The following is a 23,577-nucleotide window of genomic DNA, read 5'->3' as shown; positions in this document are numbered from 1 at the left end:
TCCCACAGCCCCGACGGCGCTTCACCTTCCAGCAGCGCCGGAGCGGGCGGGACCGGCAGCGGTTCGCCGTCGGTCTGGGACGCATCCCACACGTAGGCCGGTCGCGCTCCGACCATTCGCGAGCGCACCACCTCGCCGGCCTTCGGCTTCTCCCGCGGACCGAGCCGACGCCACGAACCCGCATCGGCAGGAGTCGCGGTAGCGAACCGGCCCGTCACGGGCGCGAAGATCATGTAGCCGGGCTGGCCCTTCATCACCTGCCGCCCGAGGCCCTGCCACTGCCGGTATCCGGCAACCAGAGTCGGGAAGGGCTCCGGCACACGGCCCGCCTCGAACGCCGCCCCGTGCTGCACCCAGATCAACATCGAGTTGTTGAACGACCGCGACCTGAACCGCGCCGCGAAGGCGAGCGCTTGCCGCCAGTCGTCACCCGAGACCAGCGACTCGACCGCGCCGGTCAGCTTCTCGTGCAGCTCGTCGAGCTTCGCTTCCCTTGCCGCGCGGGCGTCCTCGTTCGATGCCATGCTCCGGCCTCCTCTTCGGCGGGCCGCGCCAAGGTTGCGCGCGGCGGTACACCTGGCAGGGAGGCGCGAACACCCGCACCCGAACGGTGAGCTGGACATCGTTCACCTCCTTGAGGCAGCCCGAGCCGAGGCTGGAACCGAGCATTGAGCATGCTCAAAATGTCCCGGAGTCCTGTTCTAACACTGACCGTTGAGCATGCGCAAGCCTTGATTTGTGCATGCTCAACGAGTACGGTTGAGTATGCACAACCACCCTTCGGGTGGACTACATCGATGCCTTGCCCGTCGCGAAGGGAAGGGGGTCACCGCCATGACCGAAGACGAGAGTCAGGCTGCGGCCGAAGACCTCGCCAAACGTCTGCGGCTGCTGATGGACGTCGCCGTCGCCGAGTCCGGCACCGAGCCGACCTACTCGCAGATCGCCGACTACCTCCAAGAGCGAGGCACCAACCTGTCGCGGTCGCGCTGGACGTACATGGTCAACGGCCACCGCTACGTCCAAGACCCCGCCGTGTTCGAGGGTCTCGCGGAGTTCTTCGACGTGGACGCCGCGTTCCTGCTCGGTGAGGACGGTGCTGCCACTCCGGAGAAGGTCTCTGCGCAGCTCGACCTGGTTCGGTCCATGCGTGCCGCGAAGGTGAAGTCCTACGCTGCCCGCACTCTCGGCGATATCTCGCCGAAAGCACTCCACGCCATCACCAAGTTCCTGGACGAGGAAATGACACACATGCCCGAGCACTGACCGGTACCGCGCGACGGAGCCGCCACCGGTCCCTGCTCCCTACAGAGAAGGGGCGAACCGTGAACATCGAACAGACCGTATCGGCGGCCGTTGCGGGCCTTGAGCTCGGCAACACCTTCGCCCTTGACGATCTCCTCCACACCGTCCAAGACCGGCGGCACCGTAGGCTCCGCGTCGTCGAACTCGCCGGCCTCGACACCCACGATGGCCTCTGCGCGCTCTGGCTCTCCACCGATGCCGAAGACGTCGTACTTCACGCCCGCAGCGACTCCGCGCTGCATCGCCAGCAGTTCGTGCTTCACGAGCTCGCCCACGTGATCCTTGGCCACGGCGAAGGCGATGACTGCACCGTCGACGAGGCGCTGCTGCCCAATATCCCGCCATACACCAGAGGTCGCCTGCTCAGGCGGCAAGACCTCGACAGCGAAACCGAGATCGCCGCCGAGTCCCTCGCCGACCGGCTCGCCGCAGGCATCCGAGGATCGGTGTTCGCAGAGTCCAGATACTCGGAGATATTTGGATGATCCAGACGCTCGTCGCAACGCTCATGTGGGCGCTCGTGGCGAGCCTGCTCATCTTCCGCCGCAAACGCACCGACCGAAGCATCACCTACGCCGCCCTCACCATCGCCATCGCGATGACGCTCAACGTGGATGCCGCCTACAGCGCGGTCGATCGACTGCTCGGTGGCACCAACCTCGCCACCCTGATCGCGGACGCGCTCCTGATGACCGGGCTGTTCTTCCTCGGCCGCGGCGTCATGAAGACCGGCGAGTACCCGCCCAGGCTCGTCCGAGCCGCCGTCAGCATCCCCGTCCTGCTTGTCGCGCTGCTCGCGATCACCGCATCGTTCCTGCTCATCGACCGCGGCACCACTACCACACGATTCATGATCGACCTCGGCGCACAGCCAGCGGCGGCGGTCTACTCGATCATCAACTTCACCTACTGCCTCGTCATTGTCGTGGCGATGCTCGTCCTCGCCATAAGGCAGTACCGGCACAGCACCGGAATCCAGCACCTCCCCGCGGCACTGTTGAGCCTGGGGTCGGCGTTCGGCGTCGCGCTCTGCCTCGCCGTGATCGTCATGGACATCGCCCACGCCACCGGCCACCTCGACCTCATGCACACTGTCCAGTCCGCCTACGATCCGCTCTCCGTCCTGACCTTCGTGTTCCTCTGTGCCGGGTTCGCGATCCAGCCTGCCGTCCGTCGCGCTCAGCACCACGCCCGGCAGAGGCAGACGGTCGCCCTCACAGCGCAGCTGGAGTCGCTTTGGCACCAGGCGACGCGCGCACGGCCCGGGCTGAGCCAGGCCGACCCCCTCGCCGCCAGTAGCGAAGACCCCGAAGGGCACCTCCACCGAGTGATCGTCGAAATCCGCGACGCGATGATCGACCCCCGCATCACCTTCGACATCAGCACCGACGACCGCGACCTGCTCGAACGCGCCGAGAGCCACCTCGTCGGAAGCGACAGCGCCCTCGCGACGACCCCGCCCGTTCCCTACGTCGAGGAGCGGGAGTCGTGATAGGCCGCATCGCTCTCGGCGCTGGGGCCGCGGCGGCAGCGGCTGCCGGCGTCGGCTGGGCCATCGCGCGGCGGCTCACCGCACCCGTCGGCCCACGAATATTCGACCTCACCGTTCGAGGCGTCGAGCACGCCGACGACGGCGACCTGATCGTGCTCGACCGCACCGACCAGGCCACCGCGCCAGGCATCTACAATCTCTGGTTCGAGCACGGCGGCTGGGCGCAGCTCTCCGCAGATACCGTCGATCGAGGACCCACCCGCGTCGCTCGCAGGATCACGGGCACCACATCGGGTTTCACTCCGAAGACCGGCGATTGCGCCTCCTGGAGCGGCATCTACTACGCCACCCCAGCCGACGCCGGACTCCACACACGCGACATCACCATCACGACCCCCGCAGGACCGTGCCCGGCCTGGCGCATCGACGGCGACCTCGCGATCTGGGCCATCCACATCCACGGCCTCGGCAGCACCCGCGCCGGCACCCTCCGCGGCGTCCTCGCCGCAACCGAACTCGGCTACACCTCCCTCGTCGTCAGCTACCTCAACACAGCAGAAGGGCCGCGAGTTGGCACCGGCCGGACGACCTTCGGCTACGCAGAGACGAGCGACGTTGACGAGGCCATCGGATACGCCGTCCGACGCGGAGCGCAGCAGATTGTCCTGTTCGGCTGGTCGATGGGTGCCGCTGTCGCTCTCCAACTCGCCGACCACCCGCGACATCAGGGACTGATCGCCGCGCTCGTACTCGACTCCCCAGTCCTCAACTGGACCGAAGTCATCAAGTCCAACTGCGCCCGCAGCGGATGGCCCTCAGTAGCCGGGCACCTCGCGATCCCGTGGCTCACCCTCGGCCCACTGGCACGCACAGTCGGCCTGCTGGGACGCATCCCACTTCCCACCTTCGACTGGACATCCCGAGCCGTAGAGCTCGACACGCCGACCCTGATCCTCCACGGCACCCGAGACGACTCCGTGCCGATCCGGCTCTCACAAGCACTCCGAAACGCTTGCCCGGACCTCGTCGAGCTTGAGACCTTCGATGCCGGCCACACCCTCTGCTGGAACAGCGATCTGGACCGCTGGCAGAACACAGTGACCGCCTGGCTCAAGGTGCGCATCCCACGCTGATCGGCAGAACGCAGCGGCCACTCTCGAAACCCGTCTCGTTCGGCCAGGCCCGGAGAAACCCAACTCAAGCCGTACCTCAGCCGGTATCATCGTAGGTGTTGGCCTGCCTGGGCCATTGAGCGAGGAAGGACCAACGTGGCTGAGCCGTGGCTGTCCGCAGACGACATCGCCGCCCACCTCGGGGTCACCAAAGACACCGTCTACACCTGGATCGCCGAGAAGGCCATGCCCGCCCACAAGGTCGGACGCCTCTGGAAGTTCCAAGCGAGCGAGATCGACGACTGGGTGCGTGCGGGTGCGGCGGCCAGTGACCAAGAGCTCCCCGTAGCCCATCCCGGTGTCGGTGGTCGCTCCTACGCTCATGACAACGACGAGCACGGGGAGGGGTGAAGATGAACCTGAAAGACGCCCAGCGCTTGGTGAAGTCCAAGCAACGCGTTGCGGACCACGGCGAGGTGTTCACGCCGGCGTGGATAGTCGAGGACATGCTCGACCTTGTTAAGCACGAGTCTGAGCGGATCGACTCCCGCGTGCTCGAACCCGCCTGCGGCTCGGGCAACTTCCTCATCTCCGTCCTGGCTCGCAAGCTCGCCACGGTCGAGCTTCGGCACGGCAAGAGCGAGTTCGAGAAGCGCCACTACGCATTGTTCGCGCTGATGTGCACGTACGGCATCGAACTGCTCGCAGACAACGCCGAAGAGTGCCGTCACAATCTCGCCGAGGTGTTCAACACGTTCTTGGGTATCGGCAACGATGACCAGTGGGCACGAGCGGCCCGCGCGGTTCTCACCGTGAACATCGTCCAGGGCGATGCCTTGACCATGACCGTGCCAAGCGGCCAGCCGATCACCTTTCCTGAGTGGGGCTACCTCGGCAAAGGCAAGTTCCAGAGGCGCGACTTTCGCTACGACGACCTCACTCAGCGCGCCTCGTACGAGGGAACCCTATTCGGCGAGCTCGATGACGAGGACCTGTTCGTCCCCGCGCAGACTTACCCGACGATGACCGTCATTCAGATCGCCGAGGCCGCCGCGTGACCCTTGCACCTTTCACTCTCCGAGGGCACAACCCGGATGTCTTGACCTGCATCGCGAACCTCTCCAACGATGAGGTCTTCACCCCGCCGGAGTTCGCGAACCAGATGCTCGACACGCTTGCCGCCGCGTGGGCAGACGCCAACGACGGCGCCGACATCTGGGCCAACCCCGATGTCACGTTCCTCGATCCGTTCACCAAGTCTGGTGTGTTCCTCCGCGAGATCGTGCGCCGACTCACCGACGGCCTGATCCTGACGATCCCCGACCTCACCGAACGCGTCGATCACATCCTCACCCACCAAGTGTTCGGCATCGGGATCACCCAGCTCACGGCGCTGCTCGCGCGCCGGAGCGTCTACTGCTCGAAGTTCGCCAACGGCCCGCACTCGATCGCTAGGTCATTCACGACCGAGGACGGCAACATCTGGTTCGAGCGCACCGAGCACACCTGGGGCGGCGGGAAGCGGGAGTTCCGTGCTGATCCACTGACCAGCGAGGAAGTCGCCGTCTATACCAACCGCAAGTGCATCTACTGCGGCGCAGGCGAGGATGACTACGCCCGTGGTGACGACCTTGAGACTCACGCCTACGCCTTCATCCACACCGACGACATCAAAGCCCGCATCGCGGAGCTGTTCGGAGACACCATGCAGTTCGACGTCATCATCGGCAACCCGCCCTACCAGCTCAGCGACGGCGGTCATGGGACCAGCGCCGCCCCGATCTATCAACTCTTCGTAGAGCAGGCCAAGAAACTCGACCCGCGTTTCTTGTCCATGGTCGTTCCCTCGCGTTGGTTTGCGGGAGGAAAAGGCCTCGATGAGTTCAGGGAGTCAATGCTGACCGACAGCCGCGTGCGGGCAATCAACGATTACCTGAGCGCTTCGGACGTGTTCCCAGGCGTCGGACTAAAGGGCGGGGTGTGCTACTTCCTCTGGGATCGCGACCACCCCGGACTCTGCGAGGTCACCACCCACTTCAAGGATTGGCCGACGACCACGGCCACTCGCTCTTTGCTCGAACCAGGCGCGGATGTCTTCATCCGGTTCAACGAGGCTCTGTCAATCTTGCGCAAGGTGATTGCCGTCGAGACCGGGCAGGAGCACTCGCTGGCACTGCCGGAGAGCAAGCGCTTCGAAAGGCTGGTCAGCTCCCGTAAGCCCTTTGGATTTGAGACCACGTTCAAGGGCAGAGCGTCAAAGGCGCCTGGCGACGTGCTCATCTACCAGAACGGTGGGACTGGGTATGTGGACCGAGCATCGATCCCTTCGGGCGCTCACCTCATCGATGGCTGGAAGGTTTACGTTGGCCGCGCCGCGCCCGGCACGGGAAATAAGGACACCTATCCCCATCGGATCATCAGCACTCCCTTCCTTGGCGAGAGCGGGAGCATCTCCTCCGAGACGTACCTCTGCATCGGAACCTTCGATACACGAGGAGAGGCGGAGAGCGCGCTGTCGTACCTCCGCTGCCGTCTGACGCGCTTTCTCATCCTCCTTCACAAGCCCTCGCAAGACACCACGCGGAAGGTCTATGCCTTCGTTCCGACCCAGGATTGGACGCGAGACTGGAACGATCATGATCTTTACGAGAAGTACGGACTCTCGGAAGACGAGATCGACTTCGTCGAGCGGATCGTTCGCCCGATGGAGGCGGACGAGTGAAGCGGGAGATTGACGAACTCCTCCCCAAGAAGCCCGAGGCGCGACTGCGAATCTACGCATGGTCGCCGAACGACCCACCAGTCGGCTACGCGGGGCTTCTCAAGGTGGGCCAGACGACGAAGGCGGATGTGAACGCGCGCATCCGCGAGTCTCAGGGGCAGATGCAGCAGGCATACACGCTGCACGTTGATGAGCTCGCCGAACGAGGCGACGGGACGGTGTTTCGCGACTCAGATGTGCGCCAACGGCTGATCGACAAGGGCTTCGAGAACCCGATCTTCGGCTCAGCGCGAGAGTGGATGTGGTGCACCCCAGACGATGTGCGCACGGCGATCACTGAGCTTCGCACAGGCGTGAAGCTCAGTGGAACCCATCATGAGAAGTTTCCGATGCGCCCGGAGCAAGCCAGCGCCGTGGACAAGGCCGAGGGCTACTACAAGTCCATCTGGGCCGAGGACTCTCACGCGGTGCCACGGTTCCTGTGGAACGCCAAGATGCGCTTCGGGAAGACCTTCGCCTCCTACCAACTCGCGAAGCGGCTCGGCGCCAAACGCATCCTCGTGGTCACCTTCAAGCCCGCAGTGGAGGACGCCTGGCAGACCGACCTGGAGTCTCACGCCGACTTCGACGGCTGGCAGTACCTCTCCTCGGCCACCGGGGGCAGCCCAGATGAGGCGGACAAGACTCGGCCACTGGTCTACTTCGGATCGTTCCAGGACCTGCTCGGGCGAGATCGGAAGACCGGCCTCATCAAGGCGAAGAACGAGTGGGTCCACACCACCAACTGGGACCTCGTCATCTTCGATGAATACCACTTCGGTGCGTGGCGAGAGTCCGCCAAGGAGCTGTTCGAGGGCGAGGACGAGAAAGTCAAGCAGAAGGAACTGGCCGCGGAGTACAACGACGGCCTCGTGGCCTTCGACGAGGAGCTTGACGAACTCGGCAACGACGAGGACGACTTCCTGCCGATCACCACCCGCGCCTACCTGTACCTGTCGGGCACGCCATTCAAGGCGCTGGCAACCGGTGAGTTCATCGAGGAGCAAATCTTCAACTGGACCTACACCGATGAGCAGCGCGCCAAGGCCGAGTACGCCGTCGCGCAACCGGACGCCTGGAACCCGTACGGGTCGCTCCCGGAGATGCGTCTGTTCACGTACCAGATGCCTGACGAGTTGATTGCCGTTGCGAATCAGGGAGAGTTCGACGAGTTCGACCTCAACGAGTTCTTCGAGGCAAAGGGCATCGGTAAGGACGCCGAGTTCACCCACAAGACCGACGTGCAGAAGTGGCTCGATCTCGTCCGCGGCGCTCACCTTCCCACCCAGGTCGACGCGATGCGGATGGGCACCCGCCCGCCATTCCCGTACTCCGATGTCCGACTCCTGCCGTACCTTCAGCACTCGTTCTGGTTCCTGCCCAACGTTGCTGCCTGCGAGGCAATGTCGAACCTGCTCGCGGAGAAGCAGAACGTGTTCTGGCACGACTACAAGGTCCTCGTCGTCGCGGGTCCCGGCGCGGGCATCGGGCTGGATGCTCTCCCGCCAGTGCGGGCGGCGATCGGCGACGGCCACGACACCAAGACGATCACCCTGTCGTGCGGCAAGCTCACCACGGGCGTCACCGTCAAGCAGTGGTCCTCGATCCTGATGTTGCGCAACCTCAACTCACCCGAGACCTACTTTCAGGCAGCGTTCCGCGTACAGTCACCGTGGTCGATCAAGAATCCCGACGGAGACAACCCGAGCGCCGAAGCAGTCCTCAAGCCTGTGTGCTTCGTGTTCGACTTCGCGCCCACTCGCGCGCTGCGTCAGATCGCCGACTACGGCGCCGGTCTCTCGCCGGAGACGCCGAACCCTGAGCAAGCCGTCGAGGAGCTCGTGAAGTTCCTGCCCGTGTTGGCGTACGACGGGTCGAATATGACCCAGGTCGATGCCGGCGGCATCCTCGACATCGCCATGTCGGGCACCTCCGCGACCCTCCTGGCCCGCAAGTGGGAGTCCGCAATCCTCGTCAACGTCGACAACGACACCCTGCGCAAGATCATGAACAACCCCGACGCCCTCAACGCCGTCATGAACATCGAAGGCTTCCGCGCGCTCGGCAGCGACATTTTCGAGACCGTCGTGAACAAGAGCGACGCCGTGAAGAAGGCGAAGAAGGAGAAGGGCGACGACATTACTCCGGCGGAGAAGAAGGAGTTGACGGAGGAGGAGAAGGAGTACAAGTCCAAGCGGACGCAGATTCAGGAGAAGCTGGTCAAGTTCGCCACCCGCGTCCCTGCGTTCATGTACCTGACCGACTTCCGTGAGAACACTCTTACCGACGTCATCACCAAGCTCGAACCCGGCTTGTTCCGCACCGTCACCGGACTGACCGTCGAGGACTTCCACCTCCTCGTGAATCTCGGCGTCTTTAACGCCACCCATATGAACCAGGCCGTCTTCGCCTTCCGCCGCTACGAGGACTCCTCCTTGTCCTACACCGGCATCGAGTCCCACAAGGGCCTGCGCCGCTACGGCCTCTACGACACCGTCGTCGCCGTCAACGACGAGACCGCAGTCTGACCACCCGTCAGCCCGAATCGAGAGAGCCGCATGTACTTCTAGACCCCGTGCAGCATCGAGGAGATGCTCACCGCCATCCGCAAGCGCGAGTATCTGATGCCAGCTATCCATCGTGAATTTGTCTGAGGCACGGATACCCCGTCGGCTCCTTCCTGCTCTGGAACTTCAAGCCCGACCGCGCAGTCGTACACGTTCTACGAGTTCCTGACGAACTACCGCGAGCGCGACAACCTTACGCGGACAAGACAACGGTTCCCTCCGGGCAGCAAGACCCTTCAGCCGATTGGTCAGAGGTACCGGCAGATCGACTCGGGTGTGCAGACCTCCGGCGGCGTCTGTGCTGCGTTCGCGCGTAGGTCGGCGACGCTGGTACGGAGCAGGCGGAGCTGCTCGAGCTGCTCGTCGATCTCGACCAGTCGCCGGTCGAGAAGGTCTCGAACATGACCGCACGGCGACCCGCCCGCGTCACGTACTTCGAGGATCTCGGCGGTTTGCGCGAGAGTGAGCCCTGCTGCGCGGGCCCGGTCGATGAATTCGAGCCGCTGCACCGCCTCGTCGCCGTAGTTGCGGTACCCAGCCGGGGTGCGCTCCGGCGGTTGGAGCAGCCCGCGCTCCTCGTAGTACCGCAGCGTGGACGCCCTCGTCTTCGCCTTCCCCGCGAGTTCCCCGATCCGCATCGTCACCTCCGCCACCGACTTGACCTTCAAGCATACTTTAAGGTCCATTCTTTCAGGAGTGGCCGCACGAGTGGCCGGTTCGAACTGGAGGAGGCATCGTGACATGGCACACGGAGGTTGATCTCGTGGTGATCGGGACGGGCGGGGCGGCGATGTCCGCAGCGATCCACGCGCGCCTCGAGGGGGCCAGCGTGGTCGCCATCGAATCGGGAACCCTCGGCGGTACCTGCGTGAACGTGGGTTGTGTGCCGTCCAAGACGCTTCTCGCGGCCGCGCACACCCGGCACTCCGCCCTCACGAACCGGTTCTCAGGCGTCCCCAGCTCTGCTGGGATGGTCGATCTCAGCGCGCTCATCGAGCAGAAGGATGATCTGGTTGGGATGCTCCGCCAGACCAAGTACGCCGACATCGCCGCTGCCTACGGGTTTGACATCCTCCCGGGCACTGCAACGTTCACAGACGCTGGAACCCTGCTCGTGGATGGACGACCGGTGCGCGCGAAGTCGTATCTGGTCGCCACCGGCGCCGAGCCGCACGTGCCGGCAATCCCCGGGCTTGAGCAGGTCGATTATCTCACGTCGACCACAGCGATGGAACTGACGGAACTGCCCGCGTCGCTCGTGGTGATCGGCGGTGGCTTCGTCGGCCTGGAACAGGCGCAGCTGTTCGCCCGGCTCGGAGTAGAGGTCACCGTCATCGGTCGGCTCGCCCCGCACGCTGAACCGGAACTGTCGTCCGAGCTCCGCAAGGCCTTCCTGGCCGAGGGGATTAGTGTCATCGGCGACCGCGCAGCCACGATCACCCAGCACGAGGGCCTGGTCCAGGTGACGACCCGCAACGGGAAGGACGCGACCGGTGAACGTGTCCTCGTTGCCACCGGTCGCACCCCGCGCACCGAAGGGCTCAACCTTCCCGCTGCGGGTATCGCGACCGACGAGCGCGGCTTCGTCATCGTAGACGAGCAGCAGCGGACCACGAACCCGGCTGTGTTCGCCGCCGGTGACGTCACTGACGTGCCCCAGTACGTGTACGTCGCCGCGAGGACCGGGAAGATCGCCGCGCACAACGCCCTGGGTCACGACGAGCGAGTCGACTTCACCGGGTTGCCGTCTGTGCTGTTCACCTCACCCCAGCTGGCCTCCGCCGGGGTCACCGAAGCCGACGCCATCGCCGCCGGATACCGGTGCGCCTGCCGATTCCTACGACTTTCCGACGTGCCCAGGGCCATCGCCAACCACGACACCCGCGGCGGCATCAAGGTCGTCGCCGACGCCGACACCGGCAAAGTCCTCGGTATCCACGCCCTTGCCGACACCGCTGGGGAGATGATGCTCGCCGCAACCTACGCCATCACCGCCGGATTCACCGTCACCCAACTCGCCGACACCTGGACCCCCTACCTCACCATGGCCGAGGGCATCCGCCTCACCGCGAACCTCTTCCGCAACGAACTCCCCACCTCCTGCTGCGCCTGACACAAGAGCCGGGCCCAGCGATGTGGTGATCCAAGTGATATCCGCGACGCCTTCAACACCGGCACCGACCGCGTGATCGACGCCTACGCGGTCAGCGTGGGCTCAGTTGAGGCAGCGGCGCCGAGCACGTCGTCTGGGCCGCTCACACGCGGAGCGCACCGGGACACTCAGCCGCCAGGTAGCAACCACAGCACGCTGCCATCTACGCAGTCGGCTACGAGTTCAGAGGCCGAAGGCACCACCACTGACGAGGATGAAGATGCCCAGGCCGATGAGCACGATCGGGAACAGGATGTGTTCCCAGCGTTCCAGGAGTTCGGCGATCGGTCGGCGGGTGGCGACGAACTTGCCCAGGCCGACGAGGGCGGCGACCAGGGCGAGGAACACGATGCAGTACGCCACCACGGCCGCTGGGCCCACGCTGAGGAAGACCGGGACGTAGACGCCGATGTTGTCCCCGCCGTTGGCGAAGGTCACCCCGGCCACCGTCCACACCCCAACCTTCTTGCCCTCGACCTTTGCCTCATCGTCATCGTCGGCACCGCGGTTGCGCCAGGCTTGCCACGCAGCCCAAAGTCCCAACCCCAGCGGAATGAGTCCGAAGTAGGGGATGACCTCCGGCGGCAGGAACGCTCCCGCCCCGAGCGTCACCAGCACGGAAGCGCCCAGGATGCCAGCGAACCCGAGGTACTGTCCGACCAGGATTCGGGCGGTGGTCCCGCGCCGGCCCGCGCCTCGGGCGAAGAACAAGGAGAGCACGATGATGTCATCGATGTTCGTGGCGATGAATAGGCCGATCGCCTGCAGGACGGAGGACAGGATCATGCGCCCACCGCCGCGTTACAGCCGCCTGGCGACCCAGCGGTTCCGGCAGCCGCGTGCCGTTGATACTCTGCGACCATCATTGTCCGTTCCTGGTGTGGTTTGGGCCTCGGAGGTAAAGCAGTACGCCCAGGGCGACGCCGAAACCGAGGATGACGTCGGCAAGGTTGCCGATGAACAGGTTGCCGTAGGCGAGGAAGTCGGTGACATGACCGCGGCCGAATCCGGGAGGGGCGAACAGCCGGTCCAGGAGGTTGCCGACTGCGCCGCCCCACACCAGGCCGATCGCGACCGCCCACCCGGCCGATGGAGCGCGCGCGGCGGCGATGAGCAGGGCGATGGACGCCGCGGTCGCGATGACGGTGAGCAGCCACGCTGAATCGGACCCTAAGGACATGACGGTGCCGGGGTTGAACGCGAGCTGTAAGCCGAGCCAGTCTCCCAAGAGCGGGATTGCGGTCATCCTCGCTGAGCTGAGCTGAGCGAGGGCGAGTGCCTTGCTGCCTTGGTCGATCAGCACCGCGCCGGCGGCGACGGCGCACGCGAGCAGGAACCAGCGGAGCCGGACGCGCGCCGCCGCCGGGCCGGCAGAACTCGCTTCCACGGCATCCGCTTTTCCCGGGGAGGGAGCGGAGCCGTCAAGGGGATCGGTCATGCCTTCGTGCGCCGCGCCGCGCGGAGCCCGTTGAGGATGACGACGACTTCAGCGACCTCGTGTACAAGCACGACCGCGGCGAGCCCGAGGACTCCGGTGATCGCGAGCGGCAGCAGCGCCACGATGATCGCGATCGACAACACGACGTTCTGGTTGATGATGTTGCGGCCGCGGCGGGCGTGGGCGAGGGCCTGTGGGATGAGGCGCAGGTCGTGGCCGGTGAACGCGACGTCGGCCGACTCGATCGCAGCATCGGCGCCCTTGGCTCCCATAGCGATCCCCACATCCGCGGCCGCCAGCGCGGGAGCGTCGTTGATGCCGTCCCCGATCATGGCAGTGGGCTGAGACTTCGACAACTTCGCGACGGCGGTGGCCTTGTCCTCGGGGCGCAGCTCGGCGCGCACGTCCCTGATGCCGGCCTGGTCGGCCAGCGCTGCGGCGGTGCGGGCGTTGTCGCCGGTGAGCATCGTCACCCCGATCCCGCGGCGGTTCAGCGTGGCGATGACCTCGGGAACCTCTGGGCGCAGTTCGTCACGCACCCCGATCGCCCCGGCCGGCTGGTCGCCTCGGTGCACGATGACGACGGTCATCCCCTCGGACTCCATCGCCCGCACCTGGTCGGCCAGTGATCCGGCATCCAGCCAGCGGGGGCTACCGACGGCGAGACGGGCACTACCGAGCGTGCCGGTGATGCCGCGCCCGGCGGTCTCGGTGACGTCGTGCGCGGTCGGGGCGTCGGGGACGGCCTTCGTGATCGCGGCGGCCAGCGGGTGCGTGCTGTGACCTTCCAGGCTCGCCGCCCACGCCAGCACCTCATTCTCGGTCGCGCCGGTGGTGACGACGCGGGTCACCGTGGGCTCGTTGCGGGTCAGCGTGCCGGTCTTGTCGACGGCGAGGTGGCGGATGCCGCCGAACCGCTCGAACGCGGCCCCGGACTTCACGACCACACCGAACTTCGACGCCGCGCCGATCGCGGAAACAACGGTGACCGGGACGGCGATCGCCAGCGCGCACGGCGAGGCTGCGACCAGCACCACCAGAGCGCGGGTGATCCACAGCTCAGGGTCGCCGCTCAACAGCGACCCAAGCACGCCGACCAGCACGGCGAGGATCATCACGCCGGGCACCAGCGGGCGGGCGATCCGGTCGGCCAGGCGGGCACGGTCGCCCTTCTCGGCCTGCGCCTGCTCGACCAGCTCCACGATGGTGGTGAGCGAGTTGTCGGTGCCGGCGGCGGTGGCCTCGACCTCGAGCACGCCGGTGGTGTTGATTGACCCGGCCGAGACGTCGGTGCCCGGTTCGACCTCGACCGGGATCGATTCACCCGTGATCGCGGACGTGTCCAGGCTGCTTCGCCCGGCCCGCACGGTGCCGTCGGTGGCGATCCGTTCGCCCGGCCGGACCACCAGGACATCCCCGACGCGCAGCTCCTTCGCCTCGACCTCGGCGGTGGCGTCGCCGCGCTTGACGAGTGCGGTGTCGGGCACGAGCTTCAACAGCGCCCGCAACCCTGCGCGGGCGCGGTCCATCGCCTTGTCCTCCAGCGCCTCCGCAATGGAGTACAGGAATGCCAGCGCGGCGGCCTCCTCGACGTAGCCGAGGATCACCGCGCCGGTCGCGCTGATCGTCATCAGCAGCCCGATGCCGAACTTGCCCTTGGTGAACAGCTTGCGCAGCGCGCCCGGCACGAACGTGTAAGCGCCCAGCAGCAGGCCGATCCAGAACAGCACCAGGCCCGCGGTCTCCGCGCCGGTCCACTCGCACACCAGGCCGGCGGCGAACGCGACGCCGGAGGCGATCGGGATCAGAACGCTCGGGCTCCGATACCACGGCCGGTCATCGTCATCATCGTGGTCGTCGAGGTCGACGTGCTCGACCTGCGAACCTGTGACCGCGCTCACGCCCGCACCTCCCCCGCCTGGCAACCCTCGACCCCGCAGTCCGGGTCCATGCACGGCACGCTCTCGTCGACCGCAAGCGTGACATCCACCAGCGCCGTCAGCGCGCGGGCCAGGTGCGGGTCTGCCACCTCGTAGCGGGTCTGTCGGCCCTCGGGCTCGGCCACCACGATCCCGCACCCGCGCAGGCATGTCAGATGGTTCGACACGTTCGAGCGCGACAACCCCAGCTCGCGGGACAGCACCGCCGGGTAGCTCGGCCCGGCCAGCAGGGTCAGCAGAATGCGGGAGCGGGTCGGGTCGGCCATAGCTCGGCCGAGCCGGTTCATCACGTCGAGTCGATCGGAAATAGTCAGCATACGATGACTATACACTGTACGATGTATATTCGGCGCCAGGTGTCCTCACGAGCGGCGAGTCAGTTGACAGCTCCCTACCAGCGAGCGTGGCGAAGTGCTCGAAGATCCGTCGTGGAGAATATGTCCCGTTCCTCGGTGCCGGCGTCCCGCTCGATTAAGGTCGACGACTACTTGGCCGCCGCATGCCTGCTGCCGAACCTTCAGTTGCTGGGTGGGGCCGCCAACATCGAGAAGCAGGATGGACTGCCTGCGGAGTGGATGGACACCGCCTTCCCGAGCGAGAACAAGCGAGCTACGTACCTTGCCGAGGACGACCTCGACGGCCTTCCGCTCGACTTGGCCGACTTCACCTCGTTCTTCGAGCAGCGCAAGCAGCGAGTCCGGGTCCGCCTGCTCGCCGCTCTGGGAACGACACCGGGAGCACCGGAGGACGCCGCTCTCGCGTAGCCCACGTTCACGCGGCGAGCAGTGACAGCGCGGACACAGCCTGGAGGGGTAGCACTCCGTTGCCGAGGGCGGTGATCTGTTGATTCTGCGTCAGGTCGCCGCTATCGGTGACCCATCCAGTCGGCAGGCCCATGAGCCATTCGACGAATGCCGGTGCTGGGCGGGGGCCGTCGGCGTCGTTCAGGAGGGCTGGCGCTTGCGCGGGTCGCCCGGTGATGTGTTCCCAACGAGTGATGGCGTCGGCGTAGCGTCCCCATCGCTGAACAGTCCGTCGATCAGCGACCACAGCGTCTCCGATTCGGCTCTCCTGTTCGATGAGCCACCCGGTCCGTGGAGGGCGAAGTCGATGATCTGGTGCGACAGCGCAATCGTCCCTCGTCTCGCTCGCACCTGGTCGAGAGTCTCTCCACCGCGCGATGAGTCCGTCGCCAGCGGGGTGCGGAACAGTGCGCCGGGCGAGGGCGAAGATGCGGAAGCGTTGGTGAGGAGCGCCGACAAGGGAAGCCGGTAAGCCGATCCATCCTGCATCCAGCCGCAAGTCGGCCAGATCGCCGAGAACGGCGCCGAGAGCCCGAAGAGGTCGAGTTGCGTAGTCTCCCAGATGCCACGGGTCGGGTTCCACGTTGCGAAGGGTTGCGCCGTCGGGGGATGCATCGCCTGGGTTGCGTCGGTCATGGTTATCTCCTTCTGCGGATGGCCGCGTCGCGGGTGAGGACAGCAGCCCGCGGACGTTCTCGATGACGACCCATTCGGGCTGGAGCGCGTCGATGGCTACGGCCATGTGCGCCCAGAGACCCGAGCGCGTACCCGGAGCAAGGCCGGCGCGCTTGCCTACCGTGGAAACGTCTTGGCACGGGAATCCGCCGATGAGGATGTCCACGGGCTCGACCTGACTCCAGTCGATGGCCGTGATGTCGCCAAGATTCGGAGCTTCGGGTCAGTGGTGCGAGAAGACGCGGGCGACGGGCGCGTTGAGTTCGGAGAACCACACGGTCGTGGCGTTGAATACGTGCTCGACGGCGAGGTCGAGGCCGCCGTAGCCGCTGAACAGCGACCCGATCCTGAGTCGTGGTTCGCCGCTGATGTCGAGGTCGTGCATAAAGTCTGCTCCGGTGAAGGTCGTCCCCGGCATCCGTGCCTCGTTGAGCACTGATGCCGAGCTGGCCAACTGTCAGGTGCACAACTCCGGCACGCCCGCAGCTCGTCGAGCCACGCGAGCGACACCGCCCGACGCCCCCATCTCCGGCCTTCGCTCTGACCGCCATCCGAGGTCACACGCGTCTTGCAGGTCGAGGTTGATCCGGGCATTACCGCCGTAGAAGTCACCGGGTGCGGATGCTCACCTGCCCGGCAGGAGCGGAGGTGAGCATGACGGTTTCGATGCGCGTGATGTCGGCGGGTGATGGCTACAAGTACCTGCTCAAGACGGTCGTGGCCGCCGACGGCAACCGGCCGCTCTCGACGCCGCTCACTCGTTACTACATGGAGGAGGGCACCCCGCCTGGTCGCTGGCTTGGCGCGGGTGTAGCGGCCCTCGGCAAGGGCGAGATTCAGGTGGGCGACCGAGTATCAGGAGACCAGCTCCAGCTCCTGATGGGCACGGGCTGTGATCCAATCACCGGCGACAAACTCGGCTTGGGCTTCGCGACGTACAAGAGCCAGAACGAGCGGATCGAGGCACGGATCGCAGGCCTTGAGTCGACGATGACACCTGGGGCCAAGGGTGAGGCTGTCGCGCAGATAGTTGCCGAGGAGACTGCCCGCAGCACACGCCGTGCGGTGGCGGGTTTCGACTTCACCTTCTCGATCCCGAAGTCCGCGAGCGTGTTGTGGGCGGTTGCCGACGCCGGGGTCCAAGCGCTGATCGCGGAGGCGCATCATCGAGCGGTTGCGGAGGTGGTTGCGTTCATGGAGCGCGAGGTTGCAGCCACACGCACGGGTGCAACCGCCGGTGACGGCGCGGTTGCACAGGTCGATGTCACCGGGCTCATCGCAACCGCCTTCGATCACTTCGACTCCCGCGCCGGCGACCCCCACCTCCACACGCACGTCGTCATCAGCAACAAGGCCAAGACCGTCCTCGATGGGAAATGGCGATCGCTCGACGGCAGACCGATGCACGCCGCCGTCGTCGCGCTCTCCGAACTGCACGAAGCTGCGTTCGCCGACCACATGACGCGCACCTTCGGCGTCTCGTGGGAGGCCCGCGAGATGGGGCGGGACCGGAACCCAGCGTGGGCTATCACCGGCGTGCCGGAGGAACTGGTCGCGGAGTTCTCCACCCGCGCTCGCCACATCGACGCCGAGAAGAACCGGCTCATCGCCGAGTACGTTGCCCAGCACGGACACCAACCATCGAACGCGATGATCCTCAAACTGCGAGCCCAGGCCACGCTGGCTACGAGGCCTGAGAAGCAGGTCCGATCCTTGGCTGACCTGACCGCTGAGTGGCGGGATCGCGCGTCCAAGACCCTCGATCGGGACGCGACGACGTGGGCACGCGAGATGACCGACAACGACAAACCGCTCCTGCTGCGCGCCGACGACGTGCCGCTCGACGTGATCGGCGAGATTGGGCGTTCAGTCGTCGAGGTGGTCGGCGAGAAGCGCTCGACCTGGCGACGGTGGAATCTCATGGCCGAGGCATCCCGGCAGACAATGGGTTGGCGATTCGCCACCATGCAGGATCGGGAAGCCATCGTCGCGATGGTCACCGACGCCGCCGAGCTCGTCTCGCTTCGGTTGACCCCGCCCGAACTCGCGGCCTCGCCGGTCGTGTTCCGTCGGCCTGACGGCACCTCAGTGTTCCGTCCGAAGAGCTCTACCGTGTTCACCTCCGAGTCCCAGCTTGCTGCCGAGGACAGACTCCTCGAACGAGCTGCCAACCTGGCCGGGCCGACGGTGCCGCTTGCCACGGCCGAGAAGATCACCGCCAGACCCGACGCGGACGGCCTGATGCTCGGCGACGACCAAGCCGACGCCTTGGCCCGCATCGCGGTGTCGGGACGGGTGCTCGACGTGCTTGTCGGTCCCGCCGGGGCGGGCAAGACCACCGCCATGAATGCGCTCCGTCGCGCTTGGGAAGCCGAGCACGGCCCCGGCTCGGTCGTCGGCCTGGCCCCGTCAGCGGTTGCCGCCCAGGTCCTCGCCGACGATCTCGGGATCGAGACTGAGAACACGGCGAAGTGGTGGCAGAACCACCTCCTCCACGGCACCACCTTCGAGGCGGGTCAGCTCGTCGTCATCGACGAAGCCTCCCTCGCCGGCACCCTGTCACTGGACCGCATCACCCACCTCGCCCAGGAAGCGGGCGCGAAGGTGCTGCTGGTCGGCGACTACGCCCAACTGCAATCCGTGGACGCCGGCGGCGCTTTCGCAATGATCGCCAGAGACCGGGCCGACACCCCCGAACTGGTCGACGTCCACCGCTTCACCCATACCTGGGAGAAGACCGCCTCACTCGAGCTACGTCACGGACGCACGGCGGCTATCGACACCTACCTCGCCCACGAGCGCATCACCGACGGCGACTCCGAGGCCATGACCGACGCCGCCTACAACGCCTGGCGCGCCGACCGCGACGCCGGACTCGTCTCGGTGCTGATCGCCGAAACCCACGAAGACGTGACCACGCTGAACCGTCGCGCCCGCGCCGACCTGATCCTCAACAAGACGCTGAACCCCGACCGCGAAGTCGAGCTGCGCGACGGCACCGCCGCAGGCGTCGGCGACACCATCATCACGCGACAGAACAAGCGCGAACTGCGCACCCTGGCCGGGCGGGACTGGGTGCGCAACGGCGACATCTGGACCATCACCGCCGTCGGCGACGACGGGACCATCACCATCGCACGCGACTACGGAACCGGCACCGTTGTTCGCGACGACGGCACCAGCAGGGCTCGGAAGCGAAGGAGCAGGTTCGGCGGCAGCATCGTCCTCCCAGCCTCGTACGTGGCCGAGCATGTCGATCTCGGCTACGCAGTCACCGCCTACCGAGCGCAAGGTGTCACGACCGACACCGCACACGTGTTGGTCGAACCGACCTCGACGAGAGAGACCTTCTACGTCGCGATGACCCGAGGACGGCGCTCGAACCACGCTTACGTGACTCTCGACCGCGCAGACGACCATGCCCAGCCGCACCCTGGTGACGACCCGCATGCCACCGCGCGAAGCGTGCTCTACGGCGTTCTACGGCACAGCGGAGCCGAACTCTCGGCGCACGAGACCGTCGTGGCCGAACAGGAACAGTGGGGCTCGATCGCCCAGCTCGCCGCCGAGTACGAGACCATCGCCGCCGCAGCCCAACACGACCGCTGGGCAACCCTCATCCGCGGCTCCGGACTCACCGACGAACAGGCCGAGAACGCCATCGAGTCCGAAGCGTTCGGCCCGCTCACGGCCGAACTCCGACGCGCCGAGGCCAACCATCACAACGTCGACGCACTGCTGCCACGCCTCGTCGCAGCGCGCGGGTTCGACGACGCCGACGACATCGCCGCCGTACTCCACTACCGGGTCGAACGGGCGACCGCCCGGCCCGCAGGCTCGGGCAGGACTCGCAAGCCACCGCGACTCATCGCCGGCCTCATCCCACAGGCGCACGGAGTCATCGACCCCGAGATGTACGCGGCGCTCGACGAGCGAGAGGAGCTGATCGAGGCGCGCGCCGATGCCGCGCTCGAAGCTGCGCTCGCCGAGAACGCGCCGTGGACGGACGCTCTTGGAGCGCAGCCGAACGACCGGCGACGAGCCGCCACCTGGCGCAAGGCCGCCCGCGCGGTCGCCGCCTACCGAGACCGCTACCGCATCACCGACGACGCACCTCTCGGTGCTCCGCCCGAGTCGGCCGCCCAGAAGATCGACGCCGCGCGAGCGCGATCCGCCTACGAAGGAATGCGCAGACAAGTTGGGGGCGTGGAGAGCATGATCGCCTCCGCCACTTCAGTGCAGCGCGATGCACCTAGGAGTCTCTGACCTCGCCATCGAGACCCGACCGTCGAAGGTCGACGAGCTTGCTCGGTGTCGGTGCGTCGCCTCCGCCGACCTGGAGGAGCGTGGGACCATTGAGGCGTCATGACAACTACTCACTAGGCGCAGCACTCTGGTCGGTCGCCTGAGAACAGGGACGCTCGGTGACGACCACCACTCAGAGACCCAAGAAGATACCGCCGTTCCCCACGGAGATGGTCAAGGGCGTGTGTGATGTGCTCGCGCAGACGGACTTTCCTGGCCTCACAGGTTCAGAGATCGACTCCCTTCTTCGCATGGTTCGAGTCGATCAGCGGGAGACTGGCGCGAACAAGCGCGAGAGTCTGTACGTCACTCTGCACAATGTTCAGGCCCGACAGCAGGCAGGCAACGTTGTCGGTGCCTTCATCGCCAGGGCCATGAGTCCAGGCAGGTACGTGACTCAGCCGAACCGGTTCAACGATCTGCGCGATCGGCTCAATGAGTTCCTCGTGTTCTATGGCTATTCGATCAACGAGACCGGCAAGCTCGTGACGGGGAAGAAGGCATCCACAATCGAGGAAGGGGCAGCGCTCGCGGGGCGTCTTCAGACCGAGCTGAAGCGTCGCGGCTGTCACTCCGAACTGCTCCGCTATTGCGATGAGGAACTTGTCAATCGCTCGCTGTTCCACGCGATGTCTGAGGCGTCGAAGAGCATCCCGGCCAGGGTCCGGGCGATAACAGGGCTCGCCGGCGACGGCGCAACGCTCTACGACGGGGTGTTCGGCACCAATCGCGAACGACCCATCTGGTCGATCAATGGTCACGGATCGGAATCCGAGATCAGTGCGCACCGAGGATTTAAGAACCTGCTGGTAGGCATCCACGGGCACTTTCGAAACCCGCGAGCGCACTCCAACAGAATCCTGATTGACGAAGAGCTCGCTGACTTCTACGACGCCTTCTCCCTCTTCTCCTATGTCCATCGTCAACTCGACGCCGTGAAGCGGCTGACCAGCGAGGAGCCAACGCCATGACTGACTCCGCGACACTGCGGCTCTGGGACGACAACCCTAGCCTCGACGACTTCCTCGGATTTGACGCTGTCGTCGACCCAATCGTGAAGGCGATCGGTACGGCCAACGTCGATCCGCTCGCGATCGGCGTTCACAGCCCCTGGGGCGGCGGCAAGTCCACGGTGCTCAATCTTCTAGAGAGTCGCTTGGAAGCCGCGGGGCGGTACGCCGTCATACGAACGGACCCTTGGCAGTACGACAACCACGATGACGTACGCGGCTCACTGATTGCCGAAGTGCTCGACCAACTTGGGGCCGCATTCCAAGCGGATAGCACCGTGAAGGATCGCGTCGCGGACCTCCTGAAGCGCATCAGCTGGACCCGCGTTGGGCTCACCCTTGGCAAGGGCGCCCTCACCATGCAGTGGAAACCGGACGAGTTGATTGACGCGTTCACCCCGAAGGCACGCTCGGATGACAAGTCCATGAGCGGATTCAAGGACTCCTTCGGCAAGCTCATAGGCGGGCTACCAGACGTTGATCGAGTAGTCGTGATGGTTGACGATCTGGACCGTTGCCTGCCTCCTGCCGTCATGGCAACACTCGAAGGAATCAAGCTGTTCCTCGCTGTGCCCAAGATGGTGTTCGTCGTGGCTGCCGACCAAGAGATGGTCCGGGACTCCATCGCGGTCAGCCTCGGCGAGACCAACCGCAGCGGGGCTTTTGCCACCCGCTATCTAGAGAAGATCGTTCAACTTCCAGTGACCCTACCGAGGTTGGCAACAGCCGACGCCGAGGCATACATCGGCCTGCTGCTCACTCAAACCGAGGGAGCAACCCCAGACGAGATCGAAGCACTCGCAAACCACTGTTCCAGTCGCCGTCAACTGGGTCTATCGCCGCTGCTGGGAGACCTTGGCAAGCTAAGCCCGAAGCCGAGCGAGGAGAGCCTGAGCTTGGCTGCCCAGTTGGCCGAAGGGCTGTCCGCCGACCGATTGGCCAACCCTCGTCAAATCAAGCGCTTCCTCAACGCCTTCGGGGTGCGGTCGATGGTGGCTCACTCCCGGAAGGTCTCCATCGCTCCCGCAGTTCTCATGAAGATGTTGCTACTGGAGGACCTCCACCGATCCTCCTTCGAGACGTTGGCCGCAACTCCGAGACCTGAGAGGACTGCGCTACTTACCGCATGGGAAGGGTGGGCGCACGGTGAGGACGGTGTGACCCGCCCAGACAAAATCGGCGAAGACACCCACCACTGGGCGGCGAGCGAACCATCGCTCGCGGAGCTTGACCTAAGCCTCTACCTGGACCTCGCCGCATCGCTCCTAAACGTCCGCGCTGGCGAGGACACAAGTGACACAGTGATCCGTCTCGTCACGGACCTCCTTGGCACGGGTACCGCAGCTCGCGAAGCAGCACTCGTCGAGCTGACTGCGCTCGGTGAAGCCGAACAGCGAGCAGCGATGGAGCTGAGCCTCAGGCAAGGCCGACGACTCGACGACCTCGACGTCTTGTTCGAGATGACAATCCAGTGGGCCGACAAGACACCCAGCCTCGTCGAACTCGTCATCGAGGCCGCCGGCGAACTACTCCGTCGGCTGACCACGGGAACGGTAGTCAACATGAACGGCGCCACACTGAAAGCTCAGTACCAGCCGATCCTCCAACGACTTGCCACCGAAGACGGCATAGACGACATGGTGGCACAAGCGGCCAAGATGGAGATAAAGAGCACCAATGGGCACTAATGGAGCGTTTGGCGGGAGTGGCGCCGCCGCTTGGGATCAGGTACGTGACGAATGGACCTCATTGGGGGGCCAGTCCACTGATGCACCGAGTAATGACGCCCCGGGAATCGATGGCGACCCGGCTTACGACGCACTCCTCTCTGCAATCGCTGGAGCTCTGATTGGCGAGGACCCCGATGCGCGCCGTCCCTCTGTCCCGTCGTTCGCACTGTCGGATACCCTGCCGCGTCGCGGTGGTGGCCGAGGAGGCGGCGGGGGCTCGTCAGGCGGCGGGGGTGCTTCAGGAGGCTGTCTCTTATCCAAATCTGACGCTGCCGACGAATCGACAA

21 protein-coding genes and 1 pseudogene are annotated in these 23,577 nt (G+C 65.6%); 13 read left to right on the top strand and 9 right to left on the bottom strand.

Features of this window, described 5'->3' with window-relative positions; genetic code table 11:
• A partial coding sequence (locus tag AZH51_RS18440) for an ArdC family protein (RefSeq protein ID WP_291526315.1) occupies positions 1 to 524 on the bottom strand: 524 nt, incomplete at its 3' end.
• Between the two features lie 310 nt (positions 525 to 834).
• On the opposite strand from AZH51_RS18440, the gene AZH51_RS18435 reads away from it, so the two are divergent.
• The 8 genes from AZH51_RS18435 to AZH51_RS18400 all read left to right on the top strand — a co-directional run bounded on the left by AZH51_RS18435 (position 835) and on the right by AZH51_RS18400 (position 9,198).
• Positions 835 to 1,266, top strand: coding sequence for a hypothetical protein (locus tag AZH51_RS18435; RefSeq protein WP_291526314.1), 432 nt, complete (start codon positions 835 to 837; stop codon positions 1,264 to 1,266).
• 59 nt (positions 1,267 to 1,325) lie between these two features.
• Positions 1,326 to 1,790 (top strand): hypothetical protein, encoded by a 465-nt coding sequence (locus AZH51_RS18430; protein ID WP_291526313.1) that lies wholly within the window; start codon positions 1,326 to 1,328, stop codon positions 1,788 to 1,790.
• Complete coding sequence (locus AZH51_RS18425) at positions 1,787 to 2,797, top strand: MAB_1171c family putative transporter (RefSeq protein WP_034717434.1); 1,011 nt, start codon at positions 1,787 to 1,789, stop codon at positions 2,795 to 2,797. Before AZH51_RS18430 ends, AZH51_RS18425 begins: the two co-directional genes overlap by 4 nt.
• Positions 2,794 to 3,930: an alpha/beta fold hydrolase gene (locus AZH51_RS18420; RefSeq protein ID WP_291526312.1), complete on the top strand. Its 1,137-nt coding sequence runs from the start codon at positions 2,794 to 2,796 to the stop codon at positions 3,928 to 3,930. The genes AZH51_RS18425 and AZH51_RS18420 overlap by 4 nt, the downstream gene beginning before the upstream one ends.
• 135 nt (positions 3,931 to 4,065) lie before the next feature.
• A complete protein-coding gene (locus AZH51_RS18415) occupies positions 4,066 to 4,320 on the top strand; it encodes a helix-turn-helix domain-containing protein (protein ID WP_034717430.1) in 255 nt (84 codons plus the stop codon).
• Between the two features lie 2 nt (positions 4,321 to 4,322).
• Positions 4,323 to 4,967, top strand: coding sequence for an N-6 DNA methylase (locus tag AZH51_RS18410; protein ID WP_291526318.1), 645 nt, complete (start codon positions 4,323 to 4,325; stop codon positions 4,965 to 4,967).
• Positions 4,964 to 6,631 (top strand): Eco57I restriction-modification methylase domain-containing protein, encoded by a 1,668-nt coding sequence (locus AZH51_RS18405; protein WP_291526311.1) that lies wholly within the window; start codon positions 4,964 to 4,966, stop codon positions 6,629 to 6,631. The genes AZH51_RS18410 and AZH51_RS18405 overlap by 4 nt, the downstream gene beginning before the upstream one ends.
• A complete protein-coding gene (locus AZH51_RS18400; RefSeq protein WP_026926281.1) occupies positions 6,628 to 9,198 on the top strand; it encodes a DEAD/DEAH box helicase family protein in 2,571 nt (856 codons plus the stop codon). Before AZH51_RS18405 ends, AZH51_RS18400 begins: the two co-directional genes overlap by 4 nt.
• 287 nt (positions 9,199 to 9,485) lie before the next feature.
• Here AZH51_RS18400 and AZH51_RS18395 read toward each other — a convergent pair whose 3' ends face one another.
• Positions 9,486 to 9,875, bottom strand: coding sequence for a heavy metal-responsive transcriptional regulator (locus tag AZH51_RS18395; protein WP_073186157.1), 390 nt, complete (start codon positions 9,873 to 9,875; stop codon positions 9,486 to 9,488).
• A gap of 95 nt (positions 9,876 to 9,970) precedes the next feature.
• On the opposite strand from AZH51_RS18395, the gene merA reads away from it, so the two are divergent.
• Positions 9,971 to 11,350 (top strand): mercury(II) reductase, encoded by a 1,380-nt coding sequence (gene merA, locus AZH51_RS18390; protein WP_291526317.1) that lies wholly within the window; start codon positions 9,971 to 9,973, stop codon positions 11,348 to 11,350.
• Between the two features lie 222 nt (positions 11,351 to 11,572).
• On the opposite strand, the gene AZH51_RS18385 is transcribed toward merA, so the two are convergent.
• From AZH51_RS18385 to AZH51_RS18370, 4 genes are all read right to left on the bottom strand, one after another.
• Entirely contained in the window at positions 11,573 to 12,175 is a 603-nt protein-coding gene (locus tag AZH51_RS18385; RefSeq protein WP_100810821.1) for a cadmium resistance transporter, read from the bottom strand.
• 76 nt (positions 12,176 to 12,251) lie between these two features.
• Positions 12,252 to 12,827 (bottom strand): signal peptidase II, encoded by a 576-nt coding sequence (locus AZH51_RS18380; protein WP_291526310.1) that lies wholly within the window; start codon positions 12,825 to 12,827, stop codon positions 12,252 to 12,254.
• The gene (locus AZH51_RS18375) at positions 12,824 to 14,728 is read right to left on the bottom strand and encodes a cation-translocating P-type ATPase (protein ID WP_100810823.1); all 1,905 of its coding nucleotides are present in this window, start codon (positions 14,726 to 14,728) and stop codon (positions 12,824 to 12,826) included. The genes AZH51_RS18380 and AZH51_RS18375 overlap by 4 nt, the downstream gene beginning before the upstream one ends.
• On the bottom strand, positions 14,725 to 15,084 hold the full coding sequence (locus AZH51_RS18370) for a helix-turn-helix transcriptional regulator (protein ID WP_026926287.1): 360 nt from the start codon (positions 15,082 to 15,084) through the stop codon (positions 14,725 to 14,727). Before AZH51_RS18370 ends, AZH51_RS18375 begins: the two co-directional genes overlap by 4 nt.
• A gap of 120 nt (positions 15,085 to 15,204) precedes the next feature.
• Here AZH51_RS18370 and AZH51_RS18365 point away from each other — a divergent pair, with 120 nt between their 5' ends.
• Positions 15,205 to 15,531 carry a hypothetical protein gene (locus AZH51_RS18365; RefSeq protein WP_100810824.1) on the top strand — a complete coding sequence of 109 codons (327 nt, stop codon included), beginning with the start codon at positions 15,205 to 15,207 and terminating at the stop codon, positions 15,529 to 15,531.
• A 180-nt stretch (positions 15,532 to 15,711) separates the two neighbouring features.
• Here AZH51_RS18365 and AZH51_RS18360 read toward each other — a convergent pair whose 3' ends face one another.
• From AZH51_RS18360 to AZH51_RS18350, 3 genes and pseudogenes are all read right to left on the bottom strand, one after another.
• On the bottom strand, positions 15,712 to 16,206 hold the full coding sequence (locus AZH51_RS18360; RefSeq protein WP_291526309.1) for a hypothetical protein: 495 nt from the start codon (positions 16,204 to 16,206) through the stop codon (positions 15,712 to 15,714).
• 43 nt (positions 16,207 to 16,249) lie between these two features.
• A pseudogene (locus tag AZH51_RS18355) lies at positions 16,250 to 16,444 on the bottom strand (DNA cytosine methyltransferase); the annotation flags it as partial.
• A 24-nt stretch (positions 16,445 to 16,468) separates the two neighbouring features.
• Complete coding sequence (locus AZH51_RS18350) at positions 16,469 to 16,663, bottom strand: hypothetical protein (protein WP_291526308.1); 195 nt, start codon at positions 16,661 to 16,663, stop codon at positions 16,469 to 16,471.
• Between the two features lie 236 nt (positions 16,664 to 16,899).
• Between AZH51_RS18350 and mobF the strand changes: the two genes are divergently transcribed.
• From mobF to AZH51_RS18335, 3 genes are all read left to right on the top strand, one after another.
• Complete coding sequence (gene mobF / locus AZH51_RS18345; protein ID WP_291526316.1) at positions 16,900 to 20,511, top strand: MobF family relaxase; 3,612 nt, start codon at positions 16,900 to 16,902, stop codon at positions 20,509 to 20,511.
• 158 nt (positions 20,512 to 20,669) lie between these two features.
• Positions 20,670 to 21,521: a TIGR02391 family protein gene (locus tag AZH51_RS18340; protein ID WP_231895001.1), complete on the top strand. Its 852-nt coding sequence runs from the start codon at positions 20,670 to 20,672 to the stop codon at positions 21,519 to 21,521.
• On the top strand, positions 21,518 to 23,248 hold the full coding sequence (locus AZH51_RS18335; protein ID WP_291526307.1) for a P-loop NTPase fold protein: 1,731 nt from the start codon (positions 21,518 to 21,520) through the stop codon (positions 23,246 to 23,248). The genes AZH51_RS18340 and AZH51_RS18335 overlap by 4 nt, the downstream gene beginning before the upstream one ends.
• Positions 23,249 to 23,577 lie beyond the last annotated feature (329 nt).

The sequence above is a fragment of the Branchiibius sp. NY16-3462-2 genome (genome assembly GCF_001594145.1).
Taxonomy (GTDB): Bacteria; Actinomycetota; Actinomycetes; order Actinomycetales; family Dermatophilaceae; genus Branchiibius.
The sequence above is the reverse complement of the archived record's forward strand: the minus strand, read 5'-3'. Positions and strand labels throughout refer to the sequence as shown.